This window comes from Pseudomonas sp. Ma2-10, from assembly GCF_054330215.1.
Genome location: NZ_JBTEYL010000003.1, coordinates 431,836 through 457,187, shown reverse-complemented (window position 1 = coordinate 457,187; position 25,352 = coordinate 431,836). Strand labels below are relative to the sequence as shown.

Here is a 25,352-nt window from a genome sequence, read left to right as displayed (position 1 = left end):
CCGTCTTCGAGGCCGAGGACGCTGGTGCCTTTGATGCTGTCGGGGATGACGCTGACGCTCAGGGCTTCCAGCGAGTCGAAGCCGAGGCTATTGAGCATGACTTGTTCGTCGCCGGCGCGCGGGCCGATGTGGCGGGCGATGAATTCGTTGCGGGTGTCCAGGAGGATGGTCATGCGCAAGTCCTCAAGCGTCGTCGTTGGTCAGGCGCTCGTAAGCGGCCTGGTCGAGCAAACTGTCCATCGCGGTGGGGGCACTCGGGCGCATACGAAAGAACCAGCCTTCACCGAGTGCGTCTTCGTTGATCAATTCGGGAGCGCTTTCCAGCGTCGAATTCACCTCGACCACTTCACCGTCCAATGGCATGTATATGCTGCTGGCGGCTTTCACCGATTCCAGCACCGCCACTTCATCCCCGGCACGGAACGCACGCAACTCAGGCACTTGAACGAAGACCACGTCACCCAGCGCCTGCTGGGCATACGCGGTGATACCCACGGTGATCAGGCCATCGCTCTCAAGACGCAGCCATTCGTGATCGACGGTAAAACGCAATTCGCTCATATCAACTCCTCATTGTTCAGACTCATCCACTGCTGGTGGCGGATGGCGATTGACAGGCTCGTGCCGGGCAGCGAGCGTGGCGTGAGAGTTGATAGCAAAGGCGGTGCCAATTTTTATTTATATATATAAATCAATAGGTTAATTGTATTTATTGAGGGTCGGAGGAATGCCTCCGTATTGAAATCAATACAGACGTCCTCGGAGGAGGGGACTTGGTCCGGGCCAGACGAGTTGCAGGGGTTTGTCTTGAATTCGATACGATGTATCGATTTTCAGACAGTCAGGGTTGTCCGGGAATGCCGTACTTACGCAGCCGGATAGCGATCGCACTGTGCGACGTTTGCAGGCGAGCGGCGAGTAAACGGCTGGAGGGATAGCTGCTGTAAAGCTGTTGCAGCAGGTTCTTTTCAAACCCTTCGACGGCATCTTCCAGGCTGCCAACCTCGCCGTCGTTTTTGCGCTCGACGGCGGTGCGGGCGATGTCGAGGTCGTCGATGTCCACCAGCGGGTTCTCGCAAATAGCGGCGGCGCGAAAAATCACGTTTTGCAATTGCCGCACATTGCCCGGCCAGCGATTACCGAGCAGTGCCGGATAGGTCCCTGGCGCCAGGCGACAGACCGGACGCTGGATCTGCGCGCAGGCCTGCTGCATGAAGTGGTTGGCCATCAACAGGATGTCATGGCCGCGCTCTCGCAACGGTGGTACTTGCAGATTAAGCACATTCAGGCGGTAAAACAGATCCTCGCGAAAACTGCCTTCGCTGACCATTTTCTCCAGATTACGGTGGGTCGCGCTGAGGACCCGCACGTTGACCCTGACCTCACGATCACCACCCACTCTCCGGAAGCAGCCATCGCTTAAAAAGCGCAGCAATTTGGCCTGCAAGTAGGGCGACATCTCGCCGACTTCGTCGAGGAACACCGTGCCTTGGTCGGCCAGTTCCAGCAGGCCGAGTTTGCCGCCGCGCTGGGCACCGGTGAAGGCGCCAGCGGCATAGCCGAACAGCTCGCTTTCGGCGAGGCTCTCAGGCAGTGCCGCGCAGTTCAGGGCCAGAAAGGGCGAGTCATGCCGTGTGCTGATCGCGTGGCAGGCGCGGGCCACGAGCTCTTTACCGGTGCCGGTTTCGCCCTGAATCAGCAGCGGTGCATCGAGCGTTGCAACACGCTGGGCACGGGCCTTGAGAGTGCGAATCGCCGGTGACTCGCCAAGCAGCGCATCGAAACCTTCGGCATGGTCATGATGCAGCGCCGAGAGGCGTTCACCGATGCGATTGGGCTGATACAAGGTCAGCAGCGCGCCAGCATCGGTGATCGGCATGGCGTCCAGCAGCAGGGTCTGGCCACCGAGACTGACCTCGTGCATGGGCAGGCGAAAGCCGTGCTCGATCAATGTGCGTTGCAAGGCAGGATCATCGAAGAGCGCCGTCAATGGCTCGCCGGCCGGTTCTCGACCGCACAGAGAGATCAGGGCCGGGTTGGCCAGCAACACGTGACCGCGCTCATCCACCGCCAACACCGGGTCGGTGCTGGCCGCCAGCAAGGCATCGAGTTGCAAGCGCCGGCGCTGCCCCGGGAGGATGTCAACCATCGTCACCGCTTGCACACCCTGCACCCCAAGAAAGGCCTCGCGCAATTCTTCCAGTGCATCGGCGCCGAGGGTGGGCGCATCGATGTAAACGTTGGGCGGCACCATCTCGACGGCATCCAGATTGAAACGGCGCCCACCGAGCAGGGCAAGTACTTCCTGGGTGATGCCGACGCGGTCGATGAAGGTGACGTGGATGCGCATAGGGTGGCCTGCAAGGGTTGTGAACAGAATGAGTATGACCGGCACCAGCAGTGCCAGTCAGGTATTGCCAGTGGTGCGCGAACAGGCGGCCAGATCCTCAAGGAACGCCTGAAGGATCGGCGGCGGGGCTGTGCCACGTCGGGTGATCACGTCGAACGGCGACATCAGTTGCAGGTTGGTGGGCGCCAGTTGGTGCATCTCGCCGGTCTTGACCCATTGAGCGGCGAAGTGCATCGGCAGAAAGCCCAGATAGGCGCCGGAGATCAGCAGAATCGCCAGCGCTTCGATGTTGTCCACCGTGGCGGCGGCTTTGCTGACGCCCAGGTGTTCCAGGTCGTATTGCTGCATGTAACCCCTGACGACAATCCGGCTCGCGGCAATCTCTTCGAGCAGTTCGTCGCCCTCGGCCTTGCTGCCATACAACGGATGCCGCCGCCCGCAATACAAACCCAGTGCTTCCTGATACAGCGGTGAGTGCAACAGCCCCGGAACGTAGATCGGGAAGTGCCCGATGGCCAGGTGCAGACGGCCATCGAGCACGCGTTCTTCCAGTTCCGCCGGGGTGCCCACGTACACGTTCAGGTGCACATCATGCCCTCTGGAGACGAAGCGTTGGGTGGTGCGCGGTAATGGAGAATCGGGGTCGGTAATGGTGGTGTCGATAATCCCCAGGTTGAGCTTGCCGCTGATGTGCTGCTTGAGCACATCAGCGTCCATGCAGAAATTTTCGACCGCCGAGAGCAGACGCTGAGTGGCTTCGTGGATCGCCACGCCTTGCTCGGTCAGGCGAAAGCCGCTGCGCCCGCGTTGACAGAGTTTGACCCCCAGCCGGGTTTCCAGATGAGTCATCTGCTCGCTGATGGTCGACTGCCCGGCATTCAATGCCGCCTGCGCGGCAGAGAACCCGCCGCACCTGACAATCGTGGCAAACACCCTGAGCAGTTTCAGATCGACATCGTGCAGCTGGATCACCTTGAACCTCCCGCGTGTGGATGCATCGGTAATGCCGATATGAGTATCTGATATTTAGCATTTTTTCCACGAAAACCTGCGCCCATAGTCATTCCAACGGCGGTCACCTTCCACGCCCGCCAGCTGATAACAAGAATTGGAGATGCCTGAAATGTCGAACAACGGTTATGAATCCGGTCGCCTGAACCTGCCATTCGTGGGTCACTGCACCTTCGCAAAATCCCCGGTGTGCACCGATTGGGATGCGCTTGATGCCGATGTCGCCATTCTCGGCGCACCGAATGACATGGGCACCCAGTGGCGTTCCGGCGCACGCTTCGGACCACGCGGCATTCGTGAGGCATCGACTCTGTTTTCCTTCGGTCATGCCGGCGCCTATGACCACGAAGATGACGTCATGTACCTGACCGCCTCCGACGTGCGCATGGTCGACGTTGGTGACGCCGATATCGTGCACACCGACATGGTCACCAGTAACGAGAACACTGAATACGCTGTGCGCAAGATTCTGGATGCCGGTGTCATGCCGGTTGTACTCGGTGGCGATCACTCGATTCACGCGCCGGTGATCAAGGCGTTCGAGGGCCGGGGCCCGATCCACATTATCCACTTCGATGCACACCTGGACTTCGTCGACGAGCGTCATGGCGTTCGCTACGGCCATGGCAACCCGCTGCGTCGCGCGTCCGAAATGAACCACATCGTCGGCATGACCCAGATGGGCATCCGCAACGTATCTTCGTCCAATCGCGACGACTATGAAGCAGCCCACGCGGCGGGCTCGAAGATCCTTTCGGTCCGTGATGTGCGCCGCCTCGGCGTCGAAGGGGTACTGGCGTTGATCCCGCAGAACATCAACTATTACATCACCATCGACATCGACGGTTTCGACCCGTCCATCGCCCCTGGGACCGGCACCCCAAGCCACGGTGGCTTCCTCTATTACGAAGTGCTGGAAATCATCCAGGCCCTGGCCAAACGCAGCCAAGGCAACATTGTTGGCATGGATCTGGTCGAGGTCGCTCCCGTTTATGACCCTTCCGGCGTGACCTCTATTCTGGCGGCGCAACTGCTGCTCAACAGCATCGGTTTCATCTTCCACGAGCGGGCTCAAGCACGGCACGCCATGAGCGAAACCACCACCGCCACGGCGTGATCTGACCGCCGCACAGAGGGAATGAACATGGACACGATCGTTAAGCAGTATTTGCAGAAATTCGGTGTATCCGAAGCCACCCAGACCTTTCTCGGCAAGGTTCAGAAAATGTTCATCGGTGGCGCCTTTGTCGAGGCCAGCGACGGGCAGACGTCCGATGTTATCGAGCCGTCGACCGAGGGCCTGATCACGCGTATTCCGATGGGCACCACACAGGATCTGGATCGCGCCGTGCAAGCAGCTCGCGCACAGTTTGACGGTGGCGCGTGGCGTCAGGCCAAACCGGCAGAACGCGAACGGCTGATGCAACGCCTGGCGGACCTGATTGAAAGCAACTCCGCCGAACTGGCGGAAATCGAATCGATCGACATGGGCAAGTCAGTTGCCTTCGCGCGGGAAGTCGATATTCAGGGCACGGTCGATACGCTGCGTTATTTCGCCGGTTGGGCAACGAAGCTGCATGGCCGAACCGTTGAGCCATCGCTGCCGGGCAATTACCTGGCCTATACCCGCAAGGAAGCGGTAGGTGTGGTCGGCGCCATCGTGCCCTGGAACTTCCCGCTGCAAACCATGGCCTGGAAGCTCGGCGCGGCACTGGCAACCGGTTGCACCGTGGTGGTCAAACCCGCCGAACTGACTTCGCTGTCGGCCTTGCGCTTTGCCGAATTGGTGCAGGAAGCCGGCATCCCGGACGGGGTAATCAATATCGTGACCGGACGCGGCAGCGTGGTCGGTGCGGCCATGGCCACGCACCCTGGTATCGACAAGCTCACCTTCACTGGCTCGACCCCGGTCGGCCGTACCGTTGGCCGCGCTGCACTGGACGAAATGAAGCGACTAACCCTCGAACTCGGAGGAAAATCACCGGTAATCGTATTGGCCGACGCCGACGTGCCGGCCGCCGCTCAGGCCATTGCCAACGGCGTGTTTTTCAACTCCGGTCAGGTGTGTGATGCCGGTACTCGCGCCTATATTCATCGCAGCGTCTACGGCGAGTTCCTGCGCGAACTGATCGCTTACACCCGCACGCTGAAAATCGCACCGGGCCTGGATCCAGACTGCTTCATCAGCCCGTTGGTCTCGGCGTTGCAGAAGGAGCGCGTGACCGATTACATCGAAACCGGCAAGCAAGAGGGCGCCGAGCTGGTCTATGGCGGCCAACCTGTCGAGGGCCTCGGCTTCTTCGTTCAACCGACCATTTTTGCCCATTGCCGCAACGACATGCGCATCGTCCAGGAAGAGATCTTTGGTCCGGTGCTGGTCACTGCACCGTTCGACGATGAAGAAGAGGCCTTGGCCCTGGCCAATGACTCGCCTTACGGCCTGGCGGCTGCACTCTATTCCAATGACCTTGGAAAGGTGCACAGCCTGATCCCACGGTTGAAAGCGGGTTCGGTCTACGTCAACGCCCACGGTACTCTAGACCCGTCAATGCCGTTCGGTGGCTACAAGCAATCCGGATTCGGCAAGGATCTGGGCGCGGAGCAGCTCGATTATCTGCTCGAGACCAAGGCGGTCTGGATCACGCTGCCCTGAGTCATGGCCGACTCCACCCCTGTGGGAGCGTCGTTCACTCAAAAGAACGCAGTTATCTCGTCATGATCTTCAAAAAATAAGAGTACATCATGAACATTGACGCCAAAGCCGCCCCAAGCGTGTTGACCCGCGATGACAAGCCCGTCGTCGAGGGGCATTCGATTGACTTCATCCCGGAGAACGAGCGCACCGATAAATTGTCGAGCCAGGGTCCGTTCTGGTTTCTCGGTAATTTCACCTTCTTTACCATGACCATCGGCTTCGTTGGCCCGAGCGTCGGCCTGACCGCGCTCTGGACCACTCTCGCCGGCACGCTGGGCATCATGTTCGGCACGCTGTTCATGGCTTTTCACGGCTCGCAAGGTCCACACCTTGGTCTGCCGCAGATGATTCAGTCTCGTGCACAGTTCGGCTATCGCGGTGTGATCCTGGTGTTGCTGGCGACGCTGTTTGTGTTCGCCGGTTTCAACATCGTCAACCTGGTGCTGATGATGCAGGGCCTGCACACACTCTTCGGCTTCAACCCAGCGGTGATCGCGGTGGCGGTGACGATACCGGCGGCTGTATTGGCGATCCTCGGGCATGACTGGATGCACCGCAGTTTCAAATGGGCGTTGTACCTGTCGCTTCCGCTTTACGGCCTGGTGACGTTAGCGGTGCTGATGGGCTGGGTTCCCGATGCCGTGGTGCCGGTACTCGCGGTCGGTGAAGTGGCCCGAGCGCCGCTGGGCTTCAACTGGACTGGTTTCATCACCCAGTTCGCAGCAGCAGCGAGTTACAACATCGCTTACGCCCCGTATGTGTCCGATTATTCGCGTTACCTGCCGAAGAACACCTCCAGCGGCAAACTGATCGCGGTGGTGTTCCTGGGTGCCTCGTTGTCCGGCGCATGGATGATTTCCGTGGGTGGATGGCTGGCCGATCACCTGCATTCCACGGACGTGCTGGTGGCCCTGGGGCAAGTCGGCAACACCATCTCGCCACTGATGGGGACTGTGGTGGTGGTTGTCACGATTCTGGCGTTCCTGCCGGTTATCGCCATGAACATCTACAGCGCGAAGTTGACCACGCTGACCTGCGTCGACTCCATCAAGCACATAGAGCCAACCCGCAAGGCGCGTATCCTGGCCATCGGTTTCGTGATCCTGCTGCAACTGAGTGTGGCCCTGAGCATCCAGAGTTCAGGCAAAGGCTTGTCGGTGTTGGGCATCTACCTGGTGGTGATGCTGTACTTCCTGGTGCCATGGACCTCGGTCAACCTGACCGACTACTTCTTCGTCCGCAAGGGCCGCTACGCCATCCCGCACTTCTTCATGCCCCACGGCAACCTGTACGGCAGTTGGGGCCTGCGCGGCATCGCAGCGTATGCCATCGGCTTCATCTCGATGATCCCGTTCTTCTACATCTACGATGGCGTTGAACAGCGCGAGGTCTATGTCGGTCCGCTCGCCAAAGCGCTCGGCAACATTGACATCGCCTGGCTCGTCGGGCTGATCGTGTCGGGGCTGGTGTACTACTGGTTCAGCCGCTCGATCGACCTCAAGCGCGAAGAAATTGTCATCCAGCACATCGAAAAAACATCCCCGCAATACACCACCGGCGACACGTTTACCAAGCCGTCGTTGCCCGTTTTCAACGAATCGGCGGTCCGGAGATAATCATGGCTACGCAAAAATACGACTACATCATCATCGGTGCAGGCTCGGCAGGTTGTGTGTTGGCCAACCGCCTCAGCGAAGACCCGGCCACCTCGGTACTGGTGCTGGAATTCGGCGGCAGTGATCGCAGTGTGGTGATCCAGATGCCGAGTGCGTTCTCGATCCCGATGAACACCAAAAAGTACAACTGGCGTTATGAAACCGAGCCCGAGCCGTTCATCAACGGACGTCGCATTCATTGCCCAAGGGGCAAGGTGCTGGGTGGCTCATCGTCGATCAATGGCCTGGTGTACATCCGTGGCCACGCCTATGACTTTGACGAATGGGAGTCCCTCGGTGCAGAGGGCTGGGGCTATCGCAATTGCCTGCCTTACTTCAAACGGGCCGAGCACTACGAGGAGGGTGGTGACGGCTATCGCGGCAGCACCGGCCCCTTGCACACCACCAACGGCAATCACATGAAAAACCCGTTGTACGGGGCCTGGGTCGAGGCCGGCGCAGAAGCGGGTTACATCAAGACCGAAGACTGCAACGGCTACATGCAGGAAGGGTTCGGTGCGATGCACATGACGGTGAAAAACGGCGTGCGCTGCTCCACGGCCAACGCTTACCTGCGCCCGGCCATGGGGCGTCCGAACCTGACCGTGATCACCCACGCAATGACCCGTCAGATCATCCTTGAAGGCAAGCAAGCCGTCGGCGTCATGTATGACCATCAAGGCCAGACGCACCAGGTCTATTGCAACCGGGAAGTGCTTGTATCGTCCGGTCCCATCGGTTCTCCACACTTGCTGCAACGCTCCGGTATCGGCCCGGCCGAGGTGCTGCGCAAAGCCGGGATTGGCGTGCATCATGACCTGCCGGGAGTAGGGGAAAACCTGCAGGATCACGCCGAGGTTTATATCCAGTTCGGCTGCAAGGAGCCGGTGACGCTGAACAGCAAAATGGATCCTTTGAGCAAGTTGTTGATCGGCCTGCGCTGGCTGTTGTTCAAGGACGGACTCGGCGCCACCAACCATTTCGAGGCCGGTGGTTTCATCCGCTCGGACAAGGGCCTGCGTTGGCCGGACATTCAGTTCCACTTTCTGCCCGCGGCCATGCGTTATGACGGCAACAAACCGATCAAGGGCCACGGCTTCATGGTGCTCACCGGGCCGAACAAACCCAAGAGCCGCGGCTATGTTCGGGTGCGTTCCGCTGACCCTTACGAACATCCGCAGATTCAATTCAACTACCTGCAACGCGAAGAGGACCGGGAAGGTTTCCGTCGCTGCATACGCCTGACCCGCGAGATCATCGGTCAACCGGCGATGGACCGCTTCCGCGACGGCGAGATTGCGCCCGGGCCACAGGTGAACACCGACGAAGAAATCGACGCCTTCGTGCGTGAAAACCTGGAAAGCACCTACCACCCTTGCGGCTCGTGCCGCATGGGCGAGGACGAGATGGCAGTGGTTGACTCCGAGCTGCGTGTGCGGGGCATCGCGGGTTTGCGGGTGATTGACTCGTCGGTGTTCCCGACCGAGCCAAACGGCAACCTCAACGCACCGACCATTATGCTGGCCGAGCGGGCTTCCGATCTGGTTCGAGGGCGCACCATGCTGCCGGCGTCCGATGCGCCCGTCGGGCTAGTCCAGGATTGGGAAACCAGCCAGCGATCAACGTCGCCAGGGCGCAATGTGAGGGTTTGAATCCGACGGGTTAATGGCTTAGGAGACGACACATAAAACGGGCGCCTTAAGGGCGCCCGTTTTCGTAGGCCACCTGGCTGAATTCTGGGGTGATCCAGACCGTCCCTAAAGGGAGAAAACTATCGAGTTCTTCTCAGGTTTTTTGCCTTTAACCTCCTGAGCATACCCATTACCGGCCGCAGGAGAGGCACCCTGTCAACGATGGAAAGCTCATGCAGGTCCGTCCGCGAGGGCCTTTGATAGCCGCAGTTCCAGGTAAAGTAGTAAGCCAGAATTTCTTTATTCTTATGAATTAGCGTATTGAGAGCAGCGTCGTAATGCATCGGCCCCCCGTCAGGATGTCCCGGCGGCCGCTCCAGAACCTGCAATAAAAAATCCCTCAATTTCCCAAAGCATTTCCCGTTTACAGCATAGAAATGGGCCAAATGTATTGGCCGGTCGACTGTTCTCCAAGCGGGCAAGTTTGAATTTTCCTCAAACGAATGCCCAAAATAGACGATGTCCCACTCCATACCTTCCAGAGACTCAATCGCCTCTCTCCCATATTGAGAAATATGTCTGGAAAACTGTATGTCGTCCTCCATGATCAAGATGTTTTTCAAATTCAGGCGCATCGCCTCTTCCAGCACCCCCAGATGACTCAAAAAGCAGCCTCTGACCCCGACGCTCGGGAAGCCATTTCCCTCGCTGGGCGTAACAGCCTCAAAAAAACCTATTTTTTCATCATCAATGTGAAAGCCGTTGCGAGTGAATTCTTCTACTGTTTCTAAACGGCGATCCTTTCTTGACGAGATATTGATGATTCTTACTCGATCAAAATATTCGATCACATTCATCTGTCAGGTCCTTAGCGCAGACAATCAGGGCAGTTGGATTGGGGAACCCGCAGATTTCGGAAAAAATCGTACACAGCGCTGCTGTCAGGAAGCAATCCCTTACGTCTTGTGGGTTGTGTCCGATTGAAGTACACCTCATCAACCAGGCGTCAGGCGGTTCACTCGTGCAACGTCAGAGTAGGGCCACTTTCTGTATTTCCTGACGGCGCGGCGTCAACTTCCATGACCTTAACCTGACAGGCTGAATGCTTGGCGATTTTGTCCGTTTTCTCTATCGACCCCGGACTGCAGTATAGGCAGCATTTGCGGATGAAGTTTTAGTCTGGTAAATCGGCGTGCAGCACGAAGTCTTCACGGCCTCCTATACTGGATCGTTCCTAGAGTTTCTCTACCCTTCACAACGAGGAGAACGCACATGACCATTCGTATTGGTGACGACGCACCGGATTTCACCGCCGAAACCACCGAAGGCACGCTCCATTTCCACGAATGGATTGGCGACAAGTGGGCCATCCTGTTCTCACATCCGAAGGACTTCACCCCGGTCTGCACCACTGAGCTCGGTTATATGGCCGGGCTCAAGCCGGAGTTCGATAAACGCAACACCAAGATTGTCGGCCTCAGCGTCGATCCGGTCGGCAACCACAAAACCTGGGCCAAAGACATCGAAGAAACCCAGGGCCATGCGGTCAACTACCCTATGATCGGCGACGATAATCTGGTGGTGGCCAAGCTCTACGACATGATTCACCCGAACGCCAGTGGCGGCGCTCGTACTGCCGTGGACAACGCCACGGTGCGTTCAGTATTCATTGTCGGCCCGGATAAAAAGATCAAGGCGATGCTCGTCTACCCGATGAGTGCCGGGCGCAACTTCGATGAAGTGTTAAGGCTGCTCGATGCTATTCAGTTAAACGCCAAGCACGCCGTTGCCACTCCGGTGAACTGGCGTCCGGGTGAGGACGTGATCATTCCTACGTCGGTATCCGACGACGATGCAAGGAAGAAGTACCCGGATGGCTTCAAGACGGTGAAACCTTATTTGCGTACGGTGGCGCAACCGAAGTAATGCTCAGTCATTCATCCTGGCTTCAATCGCGATGCCTGTTATGCGCATCGGATTGATCTGCTCGGCGCGGCCCCGTGAAGCTATTTCACATAGATAGTATTCACAGGTCGGAGGTGCTCGCAGTGGCGTTATTTTGACGCCACTCGCCCTAAAATGAAATTTCGATTTATTATTGTGACGAGCTATTGACGTAATGGCGATGTGCTTATAGGCTCAATTTAGCCGATAAAGGTTCCTTCAACCGACAAAAGAATAACCCCCTACGCAAGGAGGCGGTGTTATGCGCTCAACACTTGTCATTAAATGCGTGTTGTTTTCTGTGATCCTGAATGGTGCGGCCGTTGCCAGTGCTCAGGTGACCAGTTTGTCCTCTGAAAATAGTCGTATAAGCAACATCAGCGACAAATCAAGGCCTCAACTTGTCGCAGCGCTAGAAGAGCAGGCGGGTGGCGCATCGCTTACTTTTGGAAAGGGTCTTGGCTTACCTTCGTTGATCACCGATATTTACTTCGATGATGCCCATTCTGCCAAATTTAACAACGTCACTCATCACGCCGACTCAAGCGTGGGTGTGTCCGTCAATTCTTCTTCGAGTGACGGATTAATGGCGGTGGTTGACAATAAGCCGTTCAAAATTGATTCGACTGTCCAGGATAAAAGTCTGGTTGAAGTATCTGACATCATCCAACCGAATGCAGTACCGCTTCCGGCGGCAGCCTGGTTATTTTCGTCCGCGTTGTTGGGTTTTATTGTGGTCGCCAACCGCCGGAAGATATAGGTACTGTTAACGGTTTTGGCAATAATGGTTATTGATGCGATCACTCTATTGGCTGGCTTGACACATCACTTCATGTGTTGATTTTGCTAATGATGGTTGGCTTGCGATGATGCTTGGTTTGTAATCGTAGATATCAGTTAGTTACGCTGTAAAACGTATCCGTCGTCAGGTGGCAGTGCCGCAATTGAGCCCGTGCAGCAGTGCGGTTAATATTGGCGCGAAATACATCAGGGATGGATTGCGTATTCCAACCGGTTGTTAAATAACAATATTTTGCTGTTTTGTACTAACGTTCCGGTTTCGAGGGTATTGCACTGGCAGAATTGACTGCCCAAGAAGCTCAAGGTGATTGTTGTTTAGTCGTTTCTTTGGCGAGAAATAGGCTAGAGTGATTTGACTAGGTTTTTTTGTTCTAAACTCCTTGCATGGCTACTTAGACGGAGGGATCCCGATGTTCCGTTCATTGATACCTGTGCTCTGCGCGCTGGCTGTTTGGCCCAGCATTTCCAGTGCCGTCGAAAACGACCCGACTTACCGGCTGAGTCCGGGAGATAACCTTTCTGTTTCCGTGTGGGGCGAAGACAAGCTCAAACAGGATGTACGCGTACTCCCCGATGGCAGCATTACCTTCCCGCTGGCAGGGCAAGTCAATGTTGGGGGGCTTGATGCCACCGCTGTCGCGAAGCAAATCGCTGCCAAGCTTGAGGCTTTCATACCTGATCCACAGGTGAGCGTTGTCGTCACCGGCACCGAAGGTAATCTCGTCTACGTTCAGGGCAAAGTGCTGAAGCCCGGCACCGTGCATATGTCAGGTCAAACGTCAGTGCTGCAGGTAATAAGCATGGCGGGTGGACTCGACAAATTCGCCGATAAGGACGACATTAAGGTCGTGCGACTCAATGGGGCTAGACAAGATATCCTTCGCGTCAACTACAGCAAGTTGATGTCAGGGGATGACATGTCCACCAATTTTCTACTTAAAGCCGGCGATACGCTGGTCGTGCCTTAGCCTTGCGCGAGGCACTAGGGATTATCTTGCTTGGATTTCGAACGACCGGGGTTGCGACGGCAATCCTGGCTTTGTCGTGTTCGGACATGGCCTATGCTGCTACTTGGCAATCAGCAATAGCTGTGCCTTCGACGGTTGAGTACGACAGCAATCCACTGCTGCTCACGAGTGATGAGAAGGGGGTGACCCGTACCATCATCGCGCCCGATTACAGCCTCGTGGGTACTTCCGGACGGGATGAGTTCCAGTTCGGTCTCGGGTTAAACATCGTGCGTTCCTCGGATACGTCCGTCGTTTCGGACCGTGAAGATCCCAGATTAAAGTTGGGATGGCAGCGCGCGACCGAAACGGGTGCTTTTGGACTCACGGCGAGATATGAAGAAAACTCTACGCTTTCCACGGTGGTTCAGGACACCGGCGTAGTTGCGTCTGATGGCACGCAAAAGATGTATTGGGTGGGCGGCAACTGGAGCACTGCTCTCAGCGAGCGAAGTACCCTGGTTAACGAGACTGACTACACTCATGTCACTTACGATGTTGATTCACTGACCGACTATGACGAACTGGCGACCCGCTTCAGCTGGAACTATGCATGGAGTGAGACGGTCGAGCTGTTCACCCGTTTTAGCGTGAGGCGCTATGAGCCGGAGAAGGGATCTGCGGTGGCTTCCTCAAACAGCTACACCCCCACGGTCGGCTTGAATATCCAACTCTCCGAGCGGCTTAAGGGGACGGCCTACGCGGGTCTCAACCAAGTCTCCGGCACAGGTAGCGGCCCCAAAGGCCAGGGCGGTTTATCGTTGCAATATGCCGGTGAGCGTATTGATACCGGCATCGACGCCAGTCGTAGCACTCTCGCCAGCGGGGACGGTGGTTTCGTTGAGGTTGATGCTCTGAGGGGTACATGGAGCTATGCCGTCGACGAAACCCGGCGCGCCGGTTTCGATGCCTCCTGGCAGGACTCCAAAGGCCGGACGCCTAATACCCTGCAAAATTACAGTGCCTGGTTTAGCCAAGAACTCTCGCCTTTTTGGATTGCGCGCCTATCCTACACATACAAACAACGCCAGCAAGATGGCTTGCCGGATGCCACTGCAAACGTCGTCGGGCTGACGCTGACTTATAATTATCCCGGTCTCTGAAACTCAGCTGTGTGAGAAATATGGCCTCTGATTACGAAATGTCGCTCAACGACTACCTAGCTATCATCAAGCACCATGCCCTGCTGTTGATCCTGAGTTTCGTGGTCATACTCGGCGTGTGCATAGCGGTAGCGATCGCTCTCCCGCCTACCTATGAGTCATCTGGCACGATCCTGGTGGAGTCTCAGCAGATTTCGCCAGACTTGGTGGCGGCCAACAACAATACCTTTGCCGATGAGCGCATCGAAGTCATTCGCCAGCGCGTGATGACCCGTGAGCATCTGGAAGGGATCATCGACAAATACAATCTTTTTGCTTCGCAAAGTCGACAACTGAGCGTTGCCGAGAAAATCGAAGAAATGCGCAATGCAATTACGGTCTCTCTGGTCAGTGCTGCCGTTAAGGGGCGTGGAGAGGTGACGATTGCTTTCCGTCTTTCCTTTGAACACAGGCAGCCAGAGATTGCGAACAAAGTTGCCAATGAACTGGTGACGCTGTTTCTGGATGAAAACATCAAGCAGCGCACCGAGCGCGCCAGTGAAACGACAGAGTTCCTGACGCAAGAGGCAGACAAACTCAGGGTGGAACTGGAAGCCCTTGAGAACCGGTTGGCGGACTTCAAGCAGGCACACAGCAACGCGCTGCCGGAGCATCAAGAGCTGCGCATGAATATGTTGACGCGCGCCGAAACCGAGCTTAAAGAGGTCGACCGTGACTACAAAACTGCCCGTGAGGAGTTGCGCTTCAATGAGTTGGAGCTTTCCGCCGCGAATGCCGGTCTAGCGACCAATTCCGGGGCACCCGGTGCGGCAGTTGATAAACCACAGGACCTGGCGAGCCTCAAAGCGGAGTACATCAGGTTGCAGTCGCTGTATACGCAAGCCCACCCCGACGTGCGGACCGTCAAACGCAAAATTGCTGCACTTGAGGCTGGCAAAGGTGCTGATGGTGCAGCGGCTTCGGTCAATCTGGACGTTGCCAGGGCTCAGGCGCGGATCTCCGCAGCAGAAGCACGTATGAAGTCGCTGGCCGATCAAAAGCAGCAAATACTCAGAAAAATAGCCGAATACGAGGCGCAGATTCTTGAGACTCCGCAAGTCGAGCGCGGCTTGGTCACGGTGATGCGTGACCATGATAACGCTCGAAAAAAATATGAGGAGATTCGCACGAAAGAAATGAGTGCGAAAATTTCCGAAAGCCTGGAACAGGAAAACAAAGCCGAGCGTTTTGTTCTTCTGGAGTCCCCGCTGATGCCCGAAAAGCCGGTACGGCCGAACCGTAAAAAAGTGGTTGCAATGGGTTTCTTGCTTGCCCCGGTGGGTGCTGGCGCACTGGTGATGCTCATCGAGATGTTGAGTCAGCGTGTGCGCGGTGCCCAGGCCTTGGCCAGCGTGCTGGGTAGACGCGTACTGGTTTCCATTCCCTACATCCACACCAAGGCTGAACTGGCACGCCGCAGGAAGTGGCGAACGCTATTGATCGTCTGTGGCGTTGTGATAATCGCGATCTTTCTGGTGCTCCTGCACTTCCTCTACATGCCTCTGGATCTTCTGATGTTTAAAGCTCTGGGCCGGTTTGCATAAGGAATATAGCCATGGAAATAGTCAATCCTGATACCGAAAAAGCCGAGCAACAGACCTCCTCAAAAGCCATGACTGCGACCGCGCAGTCAGCAGGTCTGAATGCGCTCAGTTATGTGCAAACCAAGGTTGTGCCTTTGCGACCAGATCACCTCGAGCGCAACCGCATTGTGGCTTACAACAAAAACTCGAATATGGGTGGGGCATTCGATCTACTGCGTACACAAGTGCTAAAAACCATGGAAGAAAATGGCTGGCGCACGCTCGCTATCACCTCGCCGACTCCGGAGGCAGGCAAGACGGTGTTGGCTATAAACCTGGCAATGAGTATCGCGCATCACACGACCAAGACGGCGTTACTGGTGGACTTTGACTTGCGTCGTCCGAAGGTGGGTGAGTATCTGGGTCTGCCGATGGATAAATCGCTTAATGAATTGTTGGCAGATGAAGCTGAACTACAAGAAGTACTGGTCAATCCGACCTTGCCGCGCTTTGTGGTCCTGCCGACGCGTGAGCCGATTCCTCTTTCCACCGAGGTGTTGTCATCGCCTGCAGTGAACCATTTGATTGCTGATCTGCGCGAGCGCTATAACTCACGCATCGTGATTTTCGACTTGCCGCCGTTGTTGAGTTCGGATGATGTCATTAACGTCCTGCCCAGGTTCGACTGCGTCCTGCTCGTTGTCGCTAATGGATTGAACAGCAAGAAAGAGATCGAAGAAAGCCTGCATCATCTTGGGACAGCCAATCTGATTGGCACGGTGTTGAACAAAGCCGAACCCGAAAACCGCTCTTACTACTAGAGCATCACCCGCAGGAGATCGGCGCTATTGGCTAGCGCCGACGGTCAGTGCCAAGGGTGCTTCTGCTCCCAACTCCAGGCGTGCGCCACTATCTGTTCAAGTGAGCCAAATTGCGGTTGCCAGCCAAGTAATGTGTTGGCCCTGCGGGGATCGGCCACAAGGCGTGGTGGATCGCCCGCGCGACGTGGCGCTTCGCTGACGGAAATATCCTGGCCGGTCACGTTGCGTGCAGTATCTATCACTTGCTGTACTGAGAAACCTTGACCGTTACCGAGGTTGAACGCCGTGCTTGCACCCCCCGCCAGCAGATAATCCACGGCAAGCGCGTGAGCGGCAACGAGGTCGACAACGTGGACGTAATCGCGAATGCAAGTGCCGTCAGGTGTGTCGTAATCACGGCCATAGACGGTGATGGTTGCGCGCCGTCCGGAGGCGGCTTGCAGGATCAGCGGCAGCAGGTGGGTCTCCGGTTCATGGCGCTCACCTAACTGTCCTTCAGGGTCTGCTCCGGCGGCGTTGAAGTAGCGCAGGCAGACCGATTTCAGCCCATAGGCGCGGTCGAAATCTTCAAGCATCTGCTCCACCATCCACTTGCTGCGGCCATAAGGGTTGATCGCGACCTTGGGATGCTCCTCGTCGATGGGCACATACACCGGGTCACCGTAGACGGCGGCGGTCGAGGAAAAAATGAAGTTTTTAACTCCCGCGCGAACCATCGCCTGGAGCAGCGTCAGGGTGGCGGCGAAGTTGTTTTGATAGTACTTGGCAGGTTCAGCGACGGATTCGCCCACCTGTATAAAGGAGGCGAAGTGGAACACGGCATCAAAGTGGTGCCCCGTAAACAGGGCGTCCAGCGCCTGTTCGTCGGCGATGTCCAGCTCGACCAATGTCCCGCCCATCAACGCGCTGCGATAACCGGTTGAGAAATTGTCTGCCACCACCAACTCGTGACCTGCGCTCAGTAGCTGCTTCACCATGTGCGAGCCGATATAACCCGCGCCACCCACCACCAAAAGTTTCATTATGATCTCCGATTTCCTGGGCACTATTGCTGTGCAAGCACAGATTGAAACGTCAGTACGATCCGTCTGACCATTGCATTAAAAGACACGTTGGCGTTGAGTCGCCGCGGCAGGGCTTGACTGAGCGTTGCCCTAGGTGACACCTTTTTCAAAAACAACCAGCTCGAACCCTGTAAGTCGAAGTTGATTGTATAACGGCTATCAAGGCAGGTCGCGGGGAGCTTCTTCATTTGTCCCAGAATGCCAGGGGTGAACAGTGCCAAGCCTTGCGACTCGCTACGTTTGGATCGCCAAAGGAGTGTATATTTTGAGCAAGATACAGCGAGCGTGCCAAGTGGAGCTACCCTCTGAGGAGGTCTATGGGCATCCTGCGAGAGTAATGATCAAATGAAAAACTCTGCCAGAATAATCGATTGCTCATTGAAAATGTTAAAAGCAGAATGGCCAAATTTAGTGTTGTGGTCATATCTGCTGTCACCGTTAATTGTTAGAGCGCTAACAAACTATCAATACTCTAAAATTGATTTGTTGGTCTTTTACACCTTTGGCATGTCGGTGTTGTGGCTTTTGGCGATTCGATTTATTTCATTCAATCAATTCAAAGTTCACATCATTCTACTGCCCTTCTATTTGGCAGCAACTGTTGATCTCTTTTTGGTGTTGAATTTCAATTCGAGATTAACAGCTGCCTATATATTTATTGGCTTGACAAACTCTCAGGAGGCAAGCGAATTTCTACCGACCTATTGGCAGCCCATCAGTATCGTTTTGGTGATTTTCATATTTTGTTATGGGGCTGGATTAATAGGCCTGTATAAGCGCGAGTTATATAAAAACAAAGGTGTTTTTGTTGTGGCTGTCAGCGCCTTGCTAGCGGGCTATGGGGCGTATTTTTATAAAACCGTAAAACTTAATTCTTTTGGGACATCTGCTGTCATGGACCTCCTTGCAAAAGATCAAAGCACGCCAGCAGGTTATTTGTCGCAAATTGCCCTTACTGCAAATTTGTATTTGGGGACGGAGGCGCTTATCAAGCGTCGTCGGGATTCTGATGTAAAAATAACCAGTATGTCGAAGCCATCAAATATAGAAACCATTGTTTTTGTAATTGGTGAGTCATCACGGCCGCAGAACTGGTCCCTCTATGGTTATAACAAGGACACCACCCCGAATCTCGGTAAGCAGGCGGGGATTTTCAAATTTAATCAGATCTGCACGACCGCCCCGTACACCTCGTTCGCGGTTCCTTCAATGCTGAGCCTTGAACCGATATCGGATTGGGACTCCATTGTGTCAACAAAATCATTGGTGAGTATATATCGTGCAGCCGGATACATGACCTATTGGTTGTCTGTGCAGGAGGTTGATAGTTTTGGCGGAATAATTCCACAAATAGCTGCAGAGGCGCAACACCGTCAGTATTTTGAGAGAAGCTATGATGGCGCTTTAATTTCAGAGTATGAAGAAATATTAAATAAAAGCAGTACAGAAAAGAAAGCCATATTCATTCATCTCAAAGGTAGTCATTTCGAGTATTCACGCCGGTATCCGAAAGATTTCGATCAATTCAAGCCTTCAACCAACAGCTTCAAAGACAAAATTACGGCAGAGTATGACAATAGTATTTTGTATACGGATTGGCTGTTAAGCTCAATTATTGATCGCTTGAAGTCAAGCAAAAAAACATCGGTCTTATTTTATTCGTCGGATCATGGTGAAAACATGATGGATGACAGTCGAGGGCTCTTGGGGCATGGCATTGGCAATCAATATGACCTCCCTGTTTCGGCGTTTATCTGGGCGTCCGATAATGTTTCAAGCCAGCAATCGCTCAAGTTTCTAAAGCTGAAGGAAAGAGAAAGTCAGAAAATCAGCATATCCTCCTTGCCACATACGCTTCTAAATATCACAGGGGTTTTCACAAGTCGGTACAAACGTTCGGAAGACTTATTAAGTGATGATTTTGTATCGTCGAAATGTCCATATCTGCTCGGCGCAGGCTATGTTCCATCGTTTGATTTTGACAGCCATTAAATAACCCCCACGGAACAACGCCGCAAGGCGTTGTTCCATCAGACGGAGGTCGCCTAAGGTTGTGCTTGCGTGACACTTTTTTTCAAAAATAACCAGTTCGACGCCTGCAAGCCGTCGAACTTGATTGTATAGCGGCCATCAAGGTAGGTCGCGGGCAGCTTCTTCATTTGCCCCAGGATGCCGTGGGTGAACAGTGTCAAGCCTTGCGGCGCCTGGATCGTTAGGGTGCCCTCGATGGGCTCAACGTAAAAAGGTATTTTGTCGTTGTCTTGGGGGATGGCACGGGTGCCTAACGAAATCAGTAGATCCTGCGATCGGCCCAAAGGCGCCTCGTCCAGACTTTGCACCACCACACTGGCGTTGGCGGTCTTCACTTGAACCTGAATGTTGCCAAGGCTGATCGACTCGCCGCCGATCCAGCCGGTAGCGGCCTGGGTTCGCAGTGTATTGATGGTGTAGATGCCTTGTTTCCAGTTGCGCTTTAGCTCACCCGTGTCTGTCGTGGATTCGCTGGCATTGGCGTCCAGCAGCGACTGGTCAGGGTCATGAAATTCCTGTGCATTGCCTGGGATAGTGCTCTGTTGCAACCAAGGCAATTGCGGCGTCTGTGGCATCGCGATTTCCAGCTTGCCTTTCTCCATGGCGGTGCGCAGTAGCGCAGAGTTGGCCGGTGTAATCATTTGGTTGAACAGGGTGTCTGGCGTCGGCGCGAAGACGTAGGTCGTTGTGGCTTCCCGAACGTCTGCTCGGCGATACAGCAAGGCGGCGGCGGGCAGGGTGGCCAGCATTGCTGGGTCGTTATAGGCGTGCCAGTTGTTGGCACTCATCCCTTCAACTCCCAGTGGCTCCTGGCTGTAGGCATATTGCATCAGTGCATCCCAGCCTTGGTGGCTGGCGGTGCCGGCGATATAGAGTGGCAGCGAGTGACGGTCGGGTATAGGGAAGGGCTCATTGTTCCACTCGGTGACGGTCAAGGGTTTGCCGATGACCTGGCCGGCGGCAATCCAATTCACGATGCTGTCACTGTACAGCGGGTTTTTTTCTATCTGTCCCGAGCCACCGTAGCTATGGACATCGATTACGTCGCCGGCAGTAAGGGCCGGCAGGGAGCTTAGGCCATTGCGGCCCCAGCTACTGGTCGTGGCGATGGGGACCTTCACGCCTATTCCACGCAGGTGTTGAATCATGTCGACGTTGAAACGTCGTTCCAGATCGTTAAGGAACAGCTTGGAAGGGCCAGGCTCCCAGGAGCGCCAGGTCTGGTTTGCAGACAGATTGTGCTGGTTGGCAAAGGCCTCGGCCTCCGCCATGTAGATGCGGTTGTGCTTCGGCACATTCTTGTCTGGCAACAGGGCGTTGCCAAAGTGGTTGGTGACGTCGTTTTCGTTGGTGATCAGTACGGCGGCGATCGCCGGGTCGTCTTTGTAGGCGAGACCGGTATAGCTGTTTACATGGGTCATGTAGGCTTCGGTAAAGCGCTTCATGGCTTTCTGAATGGTGAGATTCACATAGGAATAGCCCTTGAGGTAGGTAAAATTTTGCTCTTCTTTTGGCAATTCATCGAAGCCATAAATGTTGTCGTTTTCAGTAAAGACTCGTTGGACGTGCAAATCGAGCCACACATAAATGCCTTCGTCTTTCAGGCACTTGATCCACCAGTCGATTTTTTTCAGCGATTCCGGGCTCAGTTGCTGGGTGCTGCGCGTGACCCTACCGTCGCCAAAGATGTTCGGGAAGACCCATGGCGAGTCATGGTGGTGCAGTCGTACAAGGTTGAAGCCCAATGCCGACAGGCGTTTGGCCTGCTGCTTGATTGCATCGTCTGGCGTGAGGAACAGCGTGTAAGCCGAAAGGTTGGTGCCCCAGAAACGTGCCGCAGTGTTGTCCGCAAATAGCAATTGCTCGCCGGAGGCTTTGATGAAGCCGCGCTTGCCTGCAGGTTTTTCCTGAGCGTTGAGAAAGGACAGGTCGACCGGCGAAGTTTTCAAGTCGAGCTTGTCAGTCGGCCAGCTCTTTGGGTCCGACAACCCGAAGCGCTCGGTACTGGTTGGGCCGACCGCCACATCGCCAGAAACGCTCAGGGTGGCGGTGAAATCCTGGCGGCCTGGTTTGATCGTGTTCTTGAAGAAAAAAGCACGCACCTCGGATTTACTGCCCGGTTCAAAGTACACACTCGCCAGTGCGGGCTCGAAGCGCATCTCGATGCGTCGCCCTTGTGCACTGCCCCAGGTCCAGCCGCGGTTGTCGGGTAGCAAAGTGGGCTCGCCCATTTCTCCAGCGAAAAGAGCGGGGTCGAATGTGAAGACGATGCCTCCACCTGAAACACCGGACTTGCCGCTGTGTGCATCCACGGCAAAGTTCCAGGTCAGCTTTTGTTTGTCTTGCTTCTGAATCTGCGCAGTCAAGTCGAAATCCAGCGCTTTGTTTTTGCCTGCAAGTGAGTATCGATAAGGGGTGTTTACCTTGAATTCAGTCTGCAAATACGTCCAGTCCCAGTTGCGCCCAAAGAACGAGAATGTCGTAGCCATTGCCGGACTGCCGCCACGCTCCAGCATTGGCAGGCCATTGCGCTCATCCACACTGACGACCCAGTCCGACGCCCAGGTACGAAACGGCCAAATAGCAAAAAAAAGCAGTGGCAGGAGCAGTATCTGGGGGCGACGAAACAACTGGACCATGGGTTTTACCTGAGTTGGAGGTGGGCGCTCGCCGTGACGGCCGTCGAGGTGTGCTTGAGCCTGCGTGCCATCTGAGCGTAGGCGACTCCCAGTCCAGCCACCGACCAATACACCACGGGGATCACGGTGATACTGCTAACGGTAACGATGGTGATCAGGACCCCGGCCAATGTCGCCAGAAGCGCACGTCCGAGTCGGCGTGCCTCATCATCTTGGTTGGGAAACGAACGCATCCCCTTGCGGATGCCCTGCAGAACACTGGCGAAAAAAACCACGAAAAGTGTCAAACCGATCAAACCGAACGACAGCGCTATGCCGATATAGGTGTTCACAATATCGATGATCCCCTGGCCCTGAATCATGGACTGCATTTCCGGTGTGCTGCGGAAATTGAAAGAACCCAGCCAAGGATTACGCTGGATAACGATCACTGCGTTATCAATCAAGCGCTGCCGGTAGGTGATATTTTCCACTTCCACCGTGCCGATAAACGGTAGCAGATCAAGCACTTTTTGCCCGCCCGGCACGACGGCCAGCAAGGGAAGGGCGAGCGCCCCGGCGGCGGCCAGCAGCATCAGGCGTTTGAGCGCTTTACGACCGGTGCCGATGAACACGACGATCATGACGGCTGCGCCGATCCAGGGGCCACGCGACAGCGGTGCGTACAGACCTCCGGCGAGCAAGAGTGCGCCGAGGGTTCGCTGCAATTTGCTACGTACCTCCTCCTGCAAGTACAGATAAAAGCCGATGGCTACGCTGATGACGAAGCCCAGCGCAATGGCCTGGCCGGTAGTAGCGCTGGCGCGTAACGAGCCACCACGGCTCAAGTAGCCGGGATCCCATTGCATGCCCATGGCGTAGACAACCGCGCTGTACAGCTGCCAGTTCTTGGCATATTCGAAGAGACCTATAAGCGACAGCACCATGGCGGCGAGTACAAAACCGAACAGAGCGTCCTTGAAGTCGCTGAGGTTCTTCAGCGCCCGACTGGCGACGTAGTAAGGCAAAAAAACTTCGATGAACAGGTAGAGCATTTGGCGCAACGTGTCGGTGACGGTGGTTTCGCGCAGGAAAAGCAGGCTCGTCAGCAGGAGGTAGGCGGCTAACAGTTTGTCAGGCCAGGTGCGCCCGAAAGAGACCGTGTCGGCGCGTTTGCGCAGAGTGAGAAAAGCCGGAAGCAACACACACAGGGCCAGCAGACGAATATGGTTAAGGGCAAAGAAATAGTTGATCAGGCCGAAGCCCGGAATCTCCGCTGTGGCCGGCGGGATGAGAAACACCAGAAGGAAAAATAGCGCCACGGGATTGCGTTCGCGATGTTGTGCGAAGGTCAAAACGATCGCGGCAATGCCTGCGTACACCCAGAAACTGTGTGAAATAAATGCCAGTAGCGTCAATACGAACCACAGATTGCGCCGACGAGTAAAATTACGGTCGGGAATCAGGTCTGCTGCTGGTCGACGTGCCATGGCAAAAACGATGCCAGCAAGGACCAAAATGACGATTAACGCGCGAAAGTGCTCAGGCATGGGTGATTGGACTTATTGATTGATGAGCGACGGCTAGTGGAATGGCCAAACGCGACTATAGTTCGTTTTGAGCCATTGAGTCCGGGGATGATGTTATGTCGTTAGTTGATTTATCGCCAACGTTGAGCCTTCGTAAGCGAGCGATCTCTGCTGGGGCATGGAATCTGGGGGCACTGGTCACGTCTCAAGCCCTTCGCTTGGGTGGCAACCTGATAATGGCCCGTCTGCTGATGCCGGAGATGTTCGGCGTCATGATGATCGCCATCACCGTTTCGCTGGTTCTGCACTTGCTTTCCGATGCCGGCTTGCGCCAGAACATCATTCAGAGCCCGCGTGGCGACGATCCGGTATTTCTCAATACCATCTGGACCGTGCAGATCTTGCGGGGCTTTATCCTTTTTGCTTCGACACTTCTCCTCGCGGCCCTCGCCTGGTTTGCACAGACCATTAATCTGTGGGCGCCCAATTCCACCTACGCCGCACCCGAGTTGCCGCTGGTGTTGGCAGTGACCAGTTTCTCGGCAATCATCGTTGGTTTTCAGTCGACGAAAATAGACCTGGCAGTGCGCTCTTTCCAGCAAAAGAAAGTGGTACTCACCGAGTTTGCGTCCCTGATCGTCGGGCTGTTCGTCATGCTGGGCATCGGTTACTTCACCAGGTCCATCTGGTCGCTGGTGATTGCAGGTCTGGTCTCATCACTGGTCAGTACGCTACTGGGGCATTTCTGGTTTGAGGGCCCCTCTAATCGCCTACAGTGGGAGCGTCCTGCGCTCAAGGAATTAGTCGGCTTCGGCCGTTGGATACTGTTGTCGTCGGCCGTGGGCGTCTTGGCCATGTACGGTGATCGTATCTGGTTCGGCGGCAGCATGACGACCAGCGAACTGGGCGTTTACTCCATTGCCGTGCTGATTTTGGGTGCTGTTCAGCTTGCGATGCAAAAGATCGCGGGGGCCGTTGCCTTGCCTGCCTTCAGTGAGGCCTCAAGAACGAATGACACCGCACGGCTCCACTCTTTGTACTACCGCTTGAAATTGATGCTCGATCTTGCCTGCCTGTTTCTCTGTGGACTTTTCCTGACCGGCAGTCCACTGCTCATCGGCATCTTGTACGATGAGCGTTACGCTCAGGCCGGCAACATGATGGCCATTCTTTCACTCTCTTTTTTCACCATGCGCTACATGCTGGCGAATCAGGTCTGGATTGCCTTGGGACTCACCAAGTACCAGGCCATGGATAACATTATTCGCGTGGTCTCGCTGTGGGTGCTGTTGCCTCTGCTGCTGGCGATTGGCGGGGTCAACTATGCGATTTGGGGCGCTGCCCTGTATACGTTTCCTACGCTTATCCTGGTTTTTTATGTCAATTGTCGTCTGGGGTTGTTCAGTCTCAAGCGTGAACTGGTCGTGCTGCCAATGCTGGCAGTGGGGGCTTTGTGTGGGGAGTTATTGACGGATCTTGCTAAATGGCTTTGATTTGATCTATTTCTCTTGATGTTTCCGACGCTGTGGC

General features: G+C 55.4%; 20 protein-coding genes. 12 read left to right on the top strand and 8 right to left on the bottom strand.

All coding sequences use genetic code 11. From position 1 onward, the window contains the following. The 4 genes from ACXPVS_RS07190 to ACXPVS_RS07175 form a co-directional block, all read right to left on the bottom strand. Positions 1-173 (bottom strand): hypothetical protein (locus ACXPVS_RS07190; protein ID WP_458509311.1); only part of this gene is annotated, 173 nt, incomplete at its 3' end. 10 nt (positions 174-183) lie between these two features. Next, positions 184-561 (bottom strand): glycine cleavage system protein GcvH, encoded by a 378-nt coding sequence (gene gcvH, locus ACXPVS_RS07185; RefSeq protein WP_458509294.1) that lies wholly within the window; start codon positions 559-561, stop codon positions 184-186. Between the two features lie 280 nt (positions 562-841). Continuing rightward, positions 842-2,350, bottom strand: a complete 1,509-nt coding sequence (locus tag ACXPVS_RS07180; RefSeq protein ID WP_458509293.1) for a sigma-54-dependent transcriptional regulator — start codon at positions 2,348-2,350, stop codon at positions 842-844. Between the two features lie 57 nt (positions 2,351-2,407). Then, positions 2,408-3,322: a LysR family transcriptional regulator gene (locus tag ACXPVS_RS07175; protein WP_458509292.1), complete on the bottom strand. Its 915-nt coding sequence runs from the start codon at positions 3,320-3,322 to the stop codon at positions 2,408-2,410. Positions 3,323-3,473: 151 nt separating this feature from the next. On the opposite strand from ACXPVS_RS07175, the gene speB reads away from it, so the two are divergent. From speB to betA, 4 genes are all read left to right on the top strand, one after another. Further along, the gene (speB, locus tag ACXPVS_RS07170) at positions 3,474-4,478 is read left to right on the top strand and encodes an agmatinase (protein WP_458509310.1); all 1,005 of its coding nucleotides are present in this window, start codon (positions 3,474-3,476) and stop codon (positions 4,476-4,478) included. A 27-nt stretch (positions 4,479-4,505) separates the two neighbouring features. Next, on the top strand, positions 4,506-6,014 hold the full coding sequence (locus ACXPVS_RS07165) for an aldehyde dehydrogenase family protein (RefSeq protein ID WP_458509291.1): 1,509 nt from the start codon (positions 4,506-4,508) through the stop codon (positions 6,012-6,014). Positions 6,015-6,103: 89 nt separating this feature from the next. Beyond that, positions 6,104-7,672 (top strand): purine-cytosine permease family protein, encoded by a 1,569-nt coding sequence (locus tag ACXPVS_RS07160; protein ID WP_458509290.1) that lies wholly within the window; start codon positions 6,104-6,106, stop codon positions 7,670-7,672. A gap of 2 nt (positions 7,673-7,674) precedes the next feature. Continuing rightward, positions 7,675-9,363, top strand: coding sequence for a choline dehydrogenase (gene betA / locus ACXPVS_RS07155; RefSeq protein WP_458509289.1), 1,689 nt, complete (start codon positions 7,675-7,677; stop codon positions 9,361-9,363). A 119-nt stretch (positions 9,364-9,482) separates the two neighbouring features. Here betA and ACXPVS_RS07150 read toward each other — a convergent pair whose 3' ends face one another. Continuing rightward, the gene (locus ACXPVS_RS07150; protein WP_458509288.1) at positions 9,483-10,199 is read right to left on the bottom strand and encodes a glycosyltransferase family 25 protein; all 717 of its coding nucleotides are present in this window, start codon (positions 10,197-10,199) and stop codon (positions 9,483-9,485) included. Between the two features lie 415 nt (positions 10,200-10,614). Here ACXPVS_RS07150 and ACXPVS_RS07145 point away from each other — a divergent pair, with 415 nt between their 5' ends. The 6 genes from ACXPVS_RS07145 (at position 10,615) to ACXPVS_RS07120 (ending at position 16,580) form a co-directional block, all read left to right on the top strand. After that, a complete protein-coding gene (locus ACXPVS_RS07145; RefSeq protein WP_458509287.1) occupies positions 10,615-11,268 on the top strand; it encodes a peroxiredoxin in 654 nt (217 codons plus the stop codon). A gap of 280 nt (positions 11,269-11,548) precedes the next feature. Further along, on the top strand, positions 11,549-12,046 hold the full coding sequence (locus tag ACXPVS_RS07140) for a VPLPA-CTERM sorting domain-containing protein (RefSeq protein ID WP_458509286.1): 498 nt from the start codon (positions 11,549-11,551) through the stop codon (positions 12,044-12,046). 451 nt (positions 12,047-12,497) lie between these two features. Then, complete coding sequence (locus ACXPVS_RS07135) at positions 12,498-13,055, top strand: polysaccharide biosynthesis/export family protein (protein WP_458509285.1); 558 nt, start codon at positions 12,498-12,500, stop codon at positions 13,053-13,055. Between the two features lie 86 nt (positions 13,056-13,141). Beyond that, positions 13,142-14,197 carry a hypothetical protein gene (locus tag ACXPVS_RS07130; RefSeq protein WP_458509284.1) on the top strand — a complete coding sequence of 352 codons (1,056 nt, stop codon included), beginning with the start codon at positions 13,142-13,144 and terminating at the stop codon, positions 14,195-14,197. Positions 14,198-14,217: 20 nt separating this feature from the next. Next, a complete protein-coding gene (locus ACXPVS_RS07125; protein WP_458509283.1) occupies positions 14,218-15,780 on the top strand; it encodes a GumC family protein in 1,563 nt (520 codons plus the stop codon). Between the two features lie 68 nt (positions 15,781-15,848). After that, positions 15,849-16,580: a CpsD/CapB family tyrosine-protein kinase gene (locus ACXPVS_RS07120; RefSeq protein WP_458509309.1), complete on the top strand. Its 732-nt coding sequence runs from the start codon at positions 15,849-15,851 to the stop codon at positions 16,578-16,580. Between the two features lie 44 nt (positions 16,581-16,624). Here the strand turns inward: ACXPVS_RS07120 and galE are convergent, their stop codons facing one another. Next, positions 16,625-17,602 carry a UDP-glucose 4-epimerase GalE gene (gene galE / locus ACXPVS_RS07115; RefSeq protein ID WP_458509282.1) on the bottom strand — a complete coding sequence of 326 codons (978 nt, stop codon included), beginning with the start codon at positions 17,600-17,602 and terminating at the stop codon, positions 16,625-16,627. Between the two features lie 426 nt (positions 17,603-18,028). Between galE and ACXPVS_RS07110 the strand changes: the two genes are divergently transcribed. After that, complete coding sequence (locus tag ACXPVS_RS07110; protein WP_458509308.1) at positions 18,029-19,636, top strand: phosphoethanolamine transferase; 1,608 nt, start codon at positions 18,029-18,031, stop codon at positions 19,634-19,636. Positions 19,637-19,689: 53 nt separating this feature from the next. Here the strand turns inward: ACXPVS_RS07110 and ACXPVS_RS07105 are convergent, their stop codons facing one another. Together ACXPVS_RS07105 and ACXPVS_RS07100 are read right to left on the bottom strand one after the other, a co-directional pair. After that, positions 19,690-22,314 (bottom strand): glycosyl hydrolase family 5, encoded by a 2,625-nt coding sequence (locus tag ACXPVS_RS07105; RefSeq protein ID WP_458509281.1) that lies wholly within the window; start codon positions 22,312-22,314, stop codon positions 19,690-19,692. 5 nt (positions 22,315-22,319) lie between these two features. After that, positions 22,320-23,843, bottom strand: a complete 1,524-nt coding sequence (locus ACXPVS_RS07100) for an O-antigen ligase family protein (RefSeq protein ID WP_458509280.1) — start codon at positions 23,841-23,843, stop codon at positions 22,320-22,322. Positions 23,844-23,938: 95 nt separating this feature from the next. On the opposite strand from ACXPVS_RS07100, the gene ACXPVS_RS07095 reads away from it, so the two are divergent. Beyond that, positions 23,939-25,315: an oligosaccharide flippase family protein gene (locus ACXPVS_RS07095; protein WP_458509279.1), complete on the top strand. Its 1,377-nt coding sequence runs from the start codon at positions 23,939-23,941 to the stop codon at positions 25,313-25,315. Positions 25,316-25,352: the final 37 nt, after the last annotated feature.

Coding starts and splice junctions, on each gene's coding strand:
- ACXPVS_RS07125 (WP_458509283.1), top strand. CDS start 14,218: ATGGCCTCTGATTACGAAATGTCGCTCAACGACTACCTAGCTATCATC.
- ACXPVS_RS07145 (WP_458509287.1), top strand. CDS start 10,615: ATGACCATTCGTATTGGTGACGACGCACCGGATTTCACCGCCGAAACC.
- speB (WP_458509310.1), top strand. CDS start 3,474: ATGTCGAACAACGGTTATGAATCCGGTCGCCTGAACCTGCCATTCGTG.
- ACXPVS_RS07165 (WP_458509291.1), top strand. CDS start 4,506: ATGGACACGATCGTTAAGCAGTATTTGCAGAAATTCGGTGTATCCGAA.
- ACXPVS_RS07110 (WP_458509308.1), top strand. CDS start 18,029: ATGTTAAAAGCAGAATGGCCAAATTTAGTGTTGTGGTCATATCTGCTG.
- galE (WP_458509282.1), bottom strand. CDS start 17,602: ATGAAACTTTTGGTGGTGGGTGGCGCGGGTTATATCGGCTCGCACATG.
- ACXPVS_RS07095 (WP_458509279.1), top strand. CDS start 23,939: ATGTCGTTAGTTGATTTATCGCCAACGTTGAGCCTTCGTAAGCGAGCG.
- ACXPVS_RS07135 (WP_458509285.1), top strand. CDS start 12,498: ATGTTCCGTTCATTGATACCTGTGCTCTGCGCGCTGGCTGTTTGGCCC.
- ACXPVS_RS07120 (WP_458509309.1), top strand. CDS start 15,849: ATGACTGCGACCGCGCAGTCAGCAGGTCTGAATGCGCTCAGTTATGTG.
- ACXPVS_RS07105 (WP_458509281.1), bottom strand. CDS start 22,314: ATGGTCCAGTTGTTTCGTCGCCCCCAGATACTGCTCCTGCCACTGCTT.
- gcvH (WP_458509294.1), bottom strand. CDS start 561: ATGAGCGAATTGCGTTTTACCGTCGATCACGAATGGCTGCGTCTTGAG.
- ACXPVS_RS07150 (WP_458509288.1), bottom strand. CDS start 10,199: ATGAATGTGATCGAATATTTTGATCGAGTAAGAATCATCAATATCTCG.
- ACXPVS_RS07160 (WP_458509290.1), top strand. CDS start 6,104: ATGAACATTGACGCCAAAGCCGCCCCAAGCGTGTTGACCCGCGATGAC.
- ACXPVS_RS07130 (WP_458509284.1), top strand. CDS start 13,142: ATGGCCTATGCTGCTACTTGGCAATCAGCAATAGCTGTGCCTTCGACG.
- betA (WP_458509289.1), top strand. CDS start 7,675: ATGGCTACGCAAAAATACGACTACATCATCATCGGTGCAGGCTCGGCA.
- ACXPVS_RS07180 (WP_458509293.1), bottom strand. CDS start 2,350: ATGCGCATCCACGTCACCTTCATCGACCGCGTCGGCATCACCCAGGAA.
- ACXPVS_RS07140 (WP_458509286.1), top strand. CDS start 11,549: ATGCGCTCAACACTTGTCATTAAATGCGTGTTGTTTTCTGTGATCCTG.
- ACXPVS_RS07100 (WP_458509280.1), bottom strand. CDS start 23,843: ATGCCTGAGCACTTTCGCGCGTTAATCGTCATTTTGGTCCTTGCTGGC.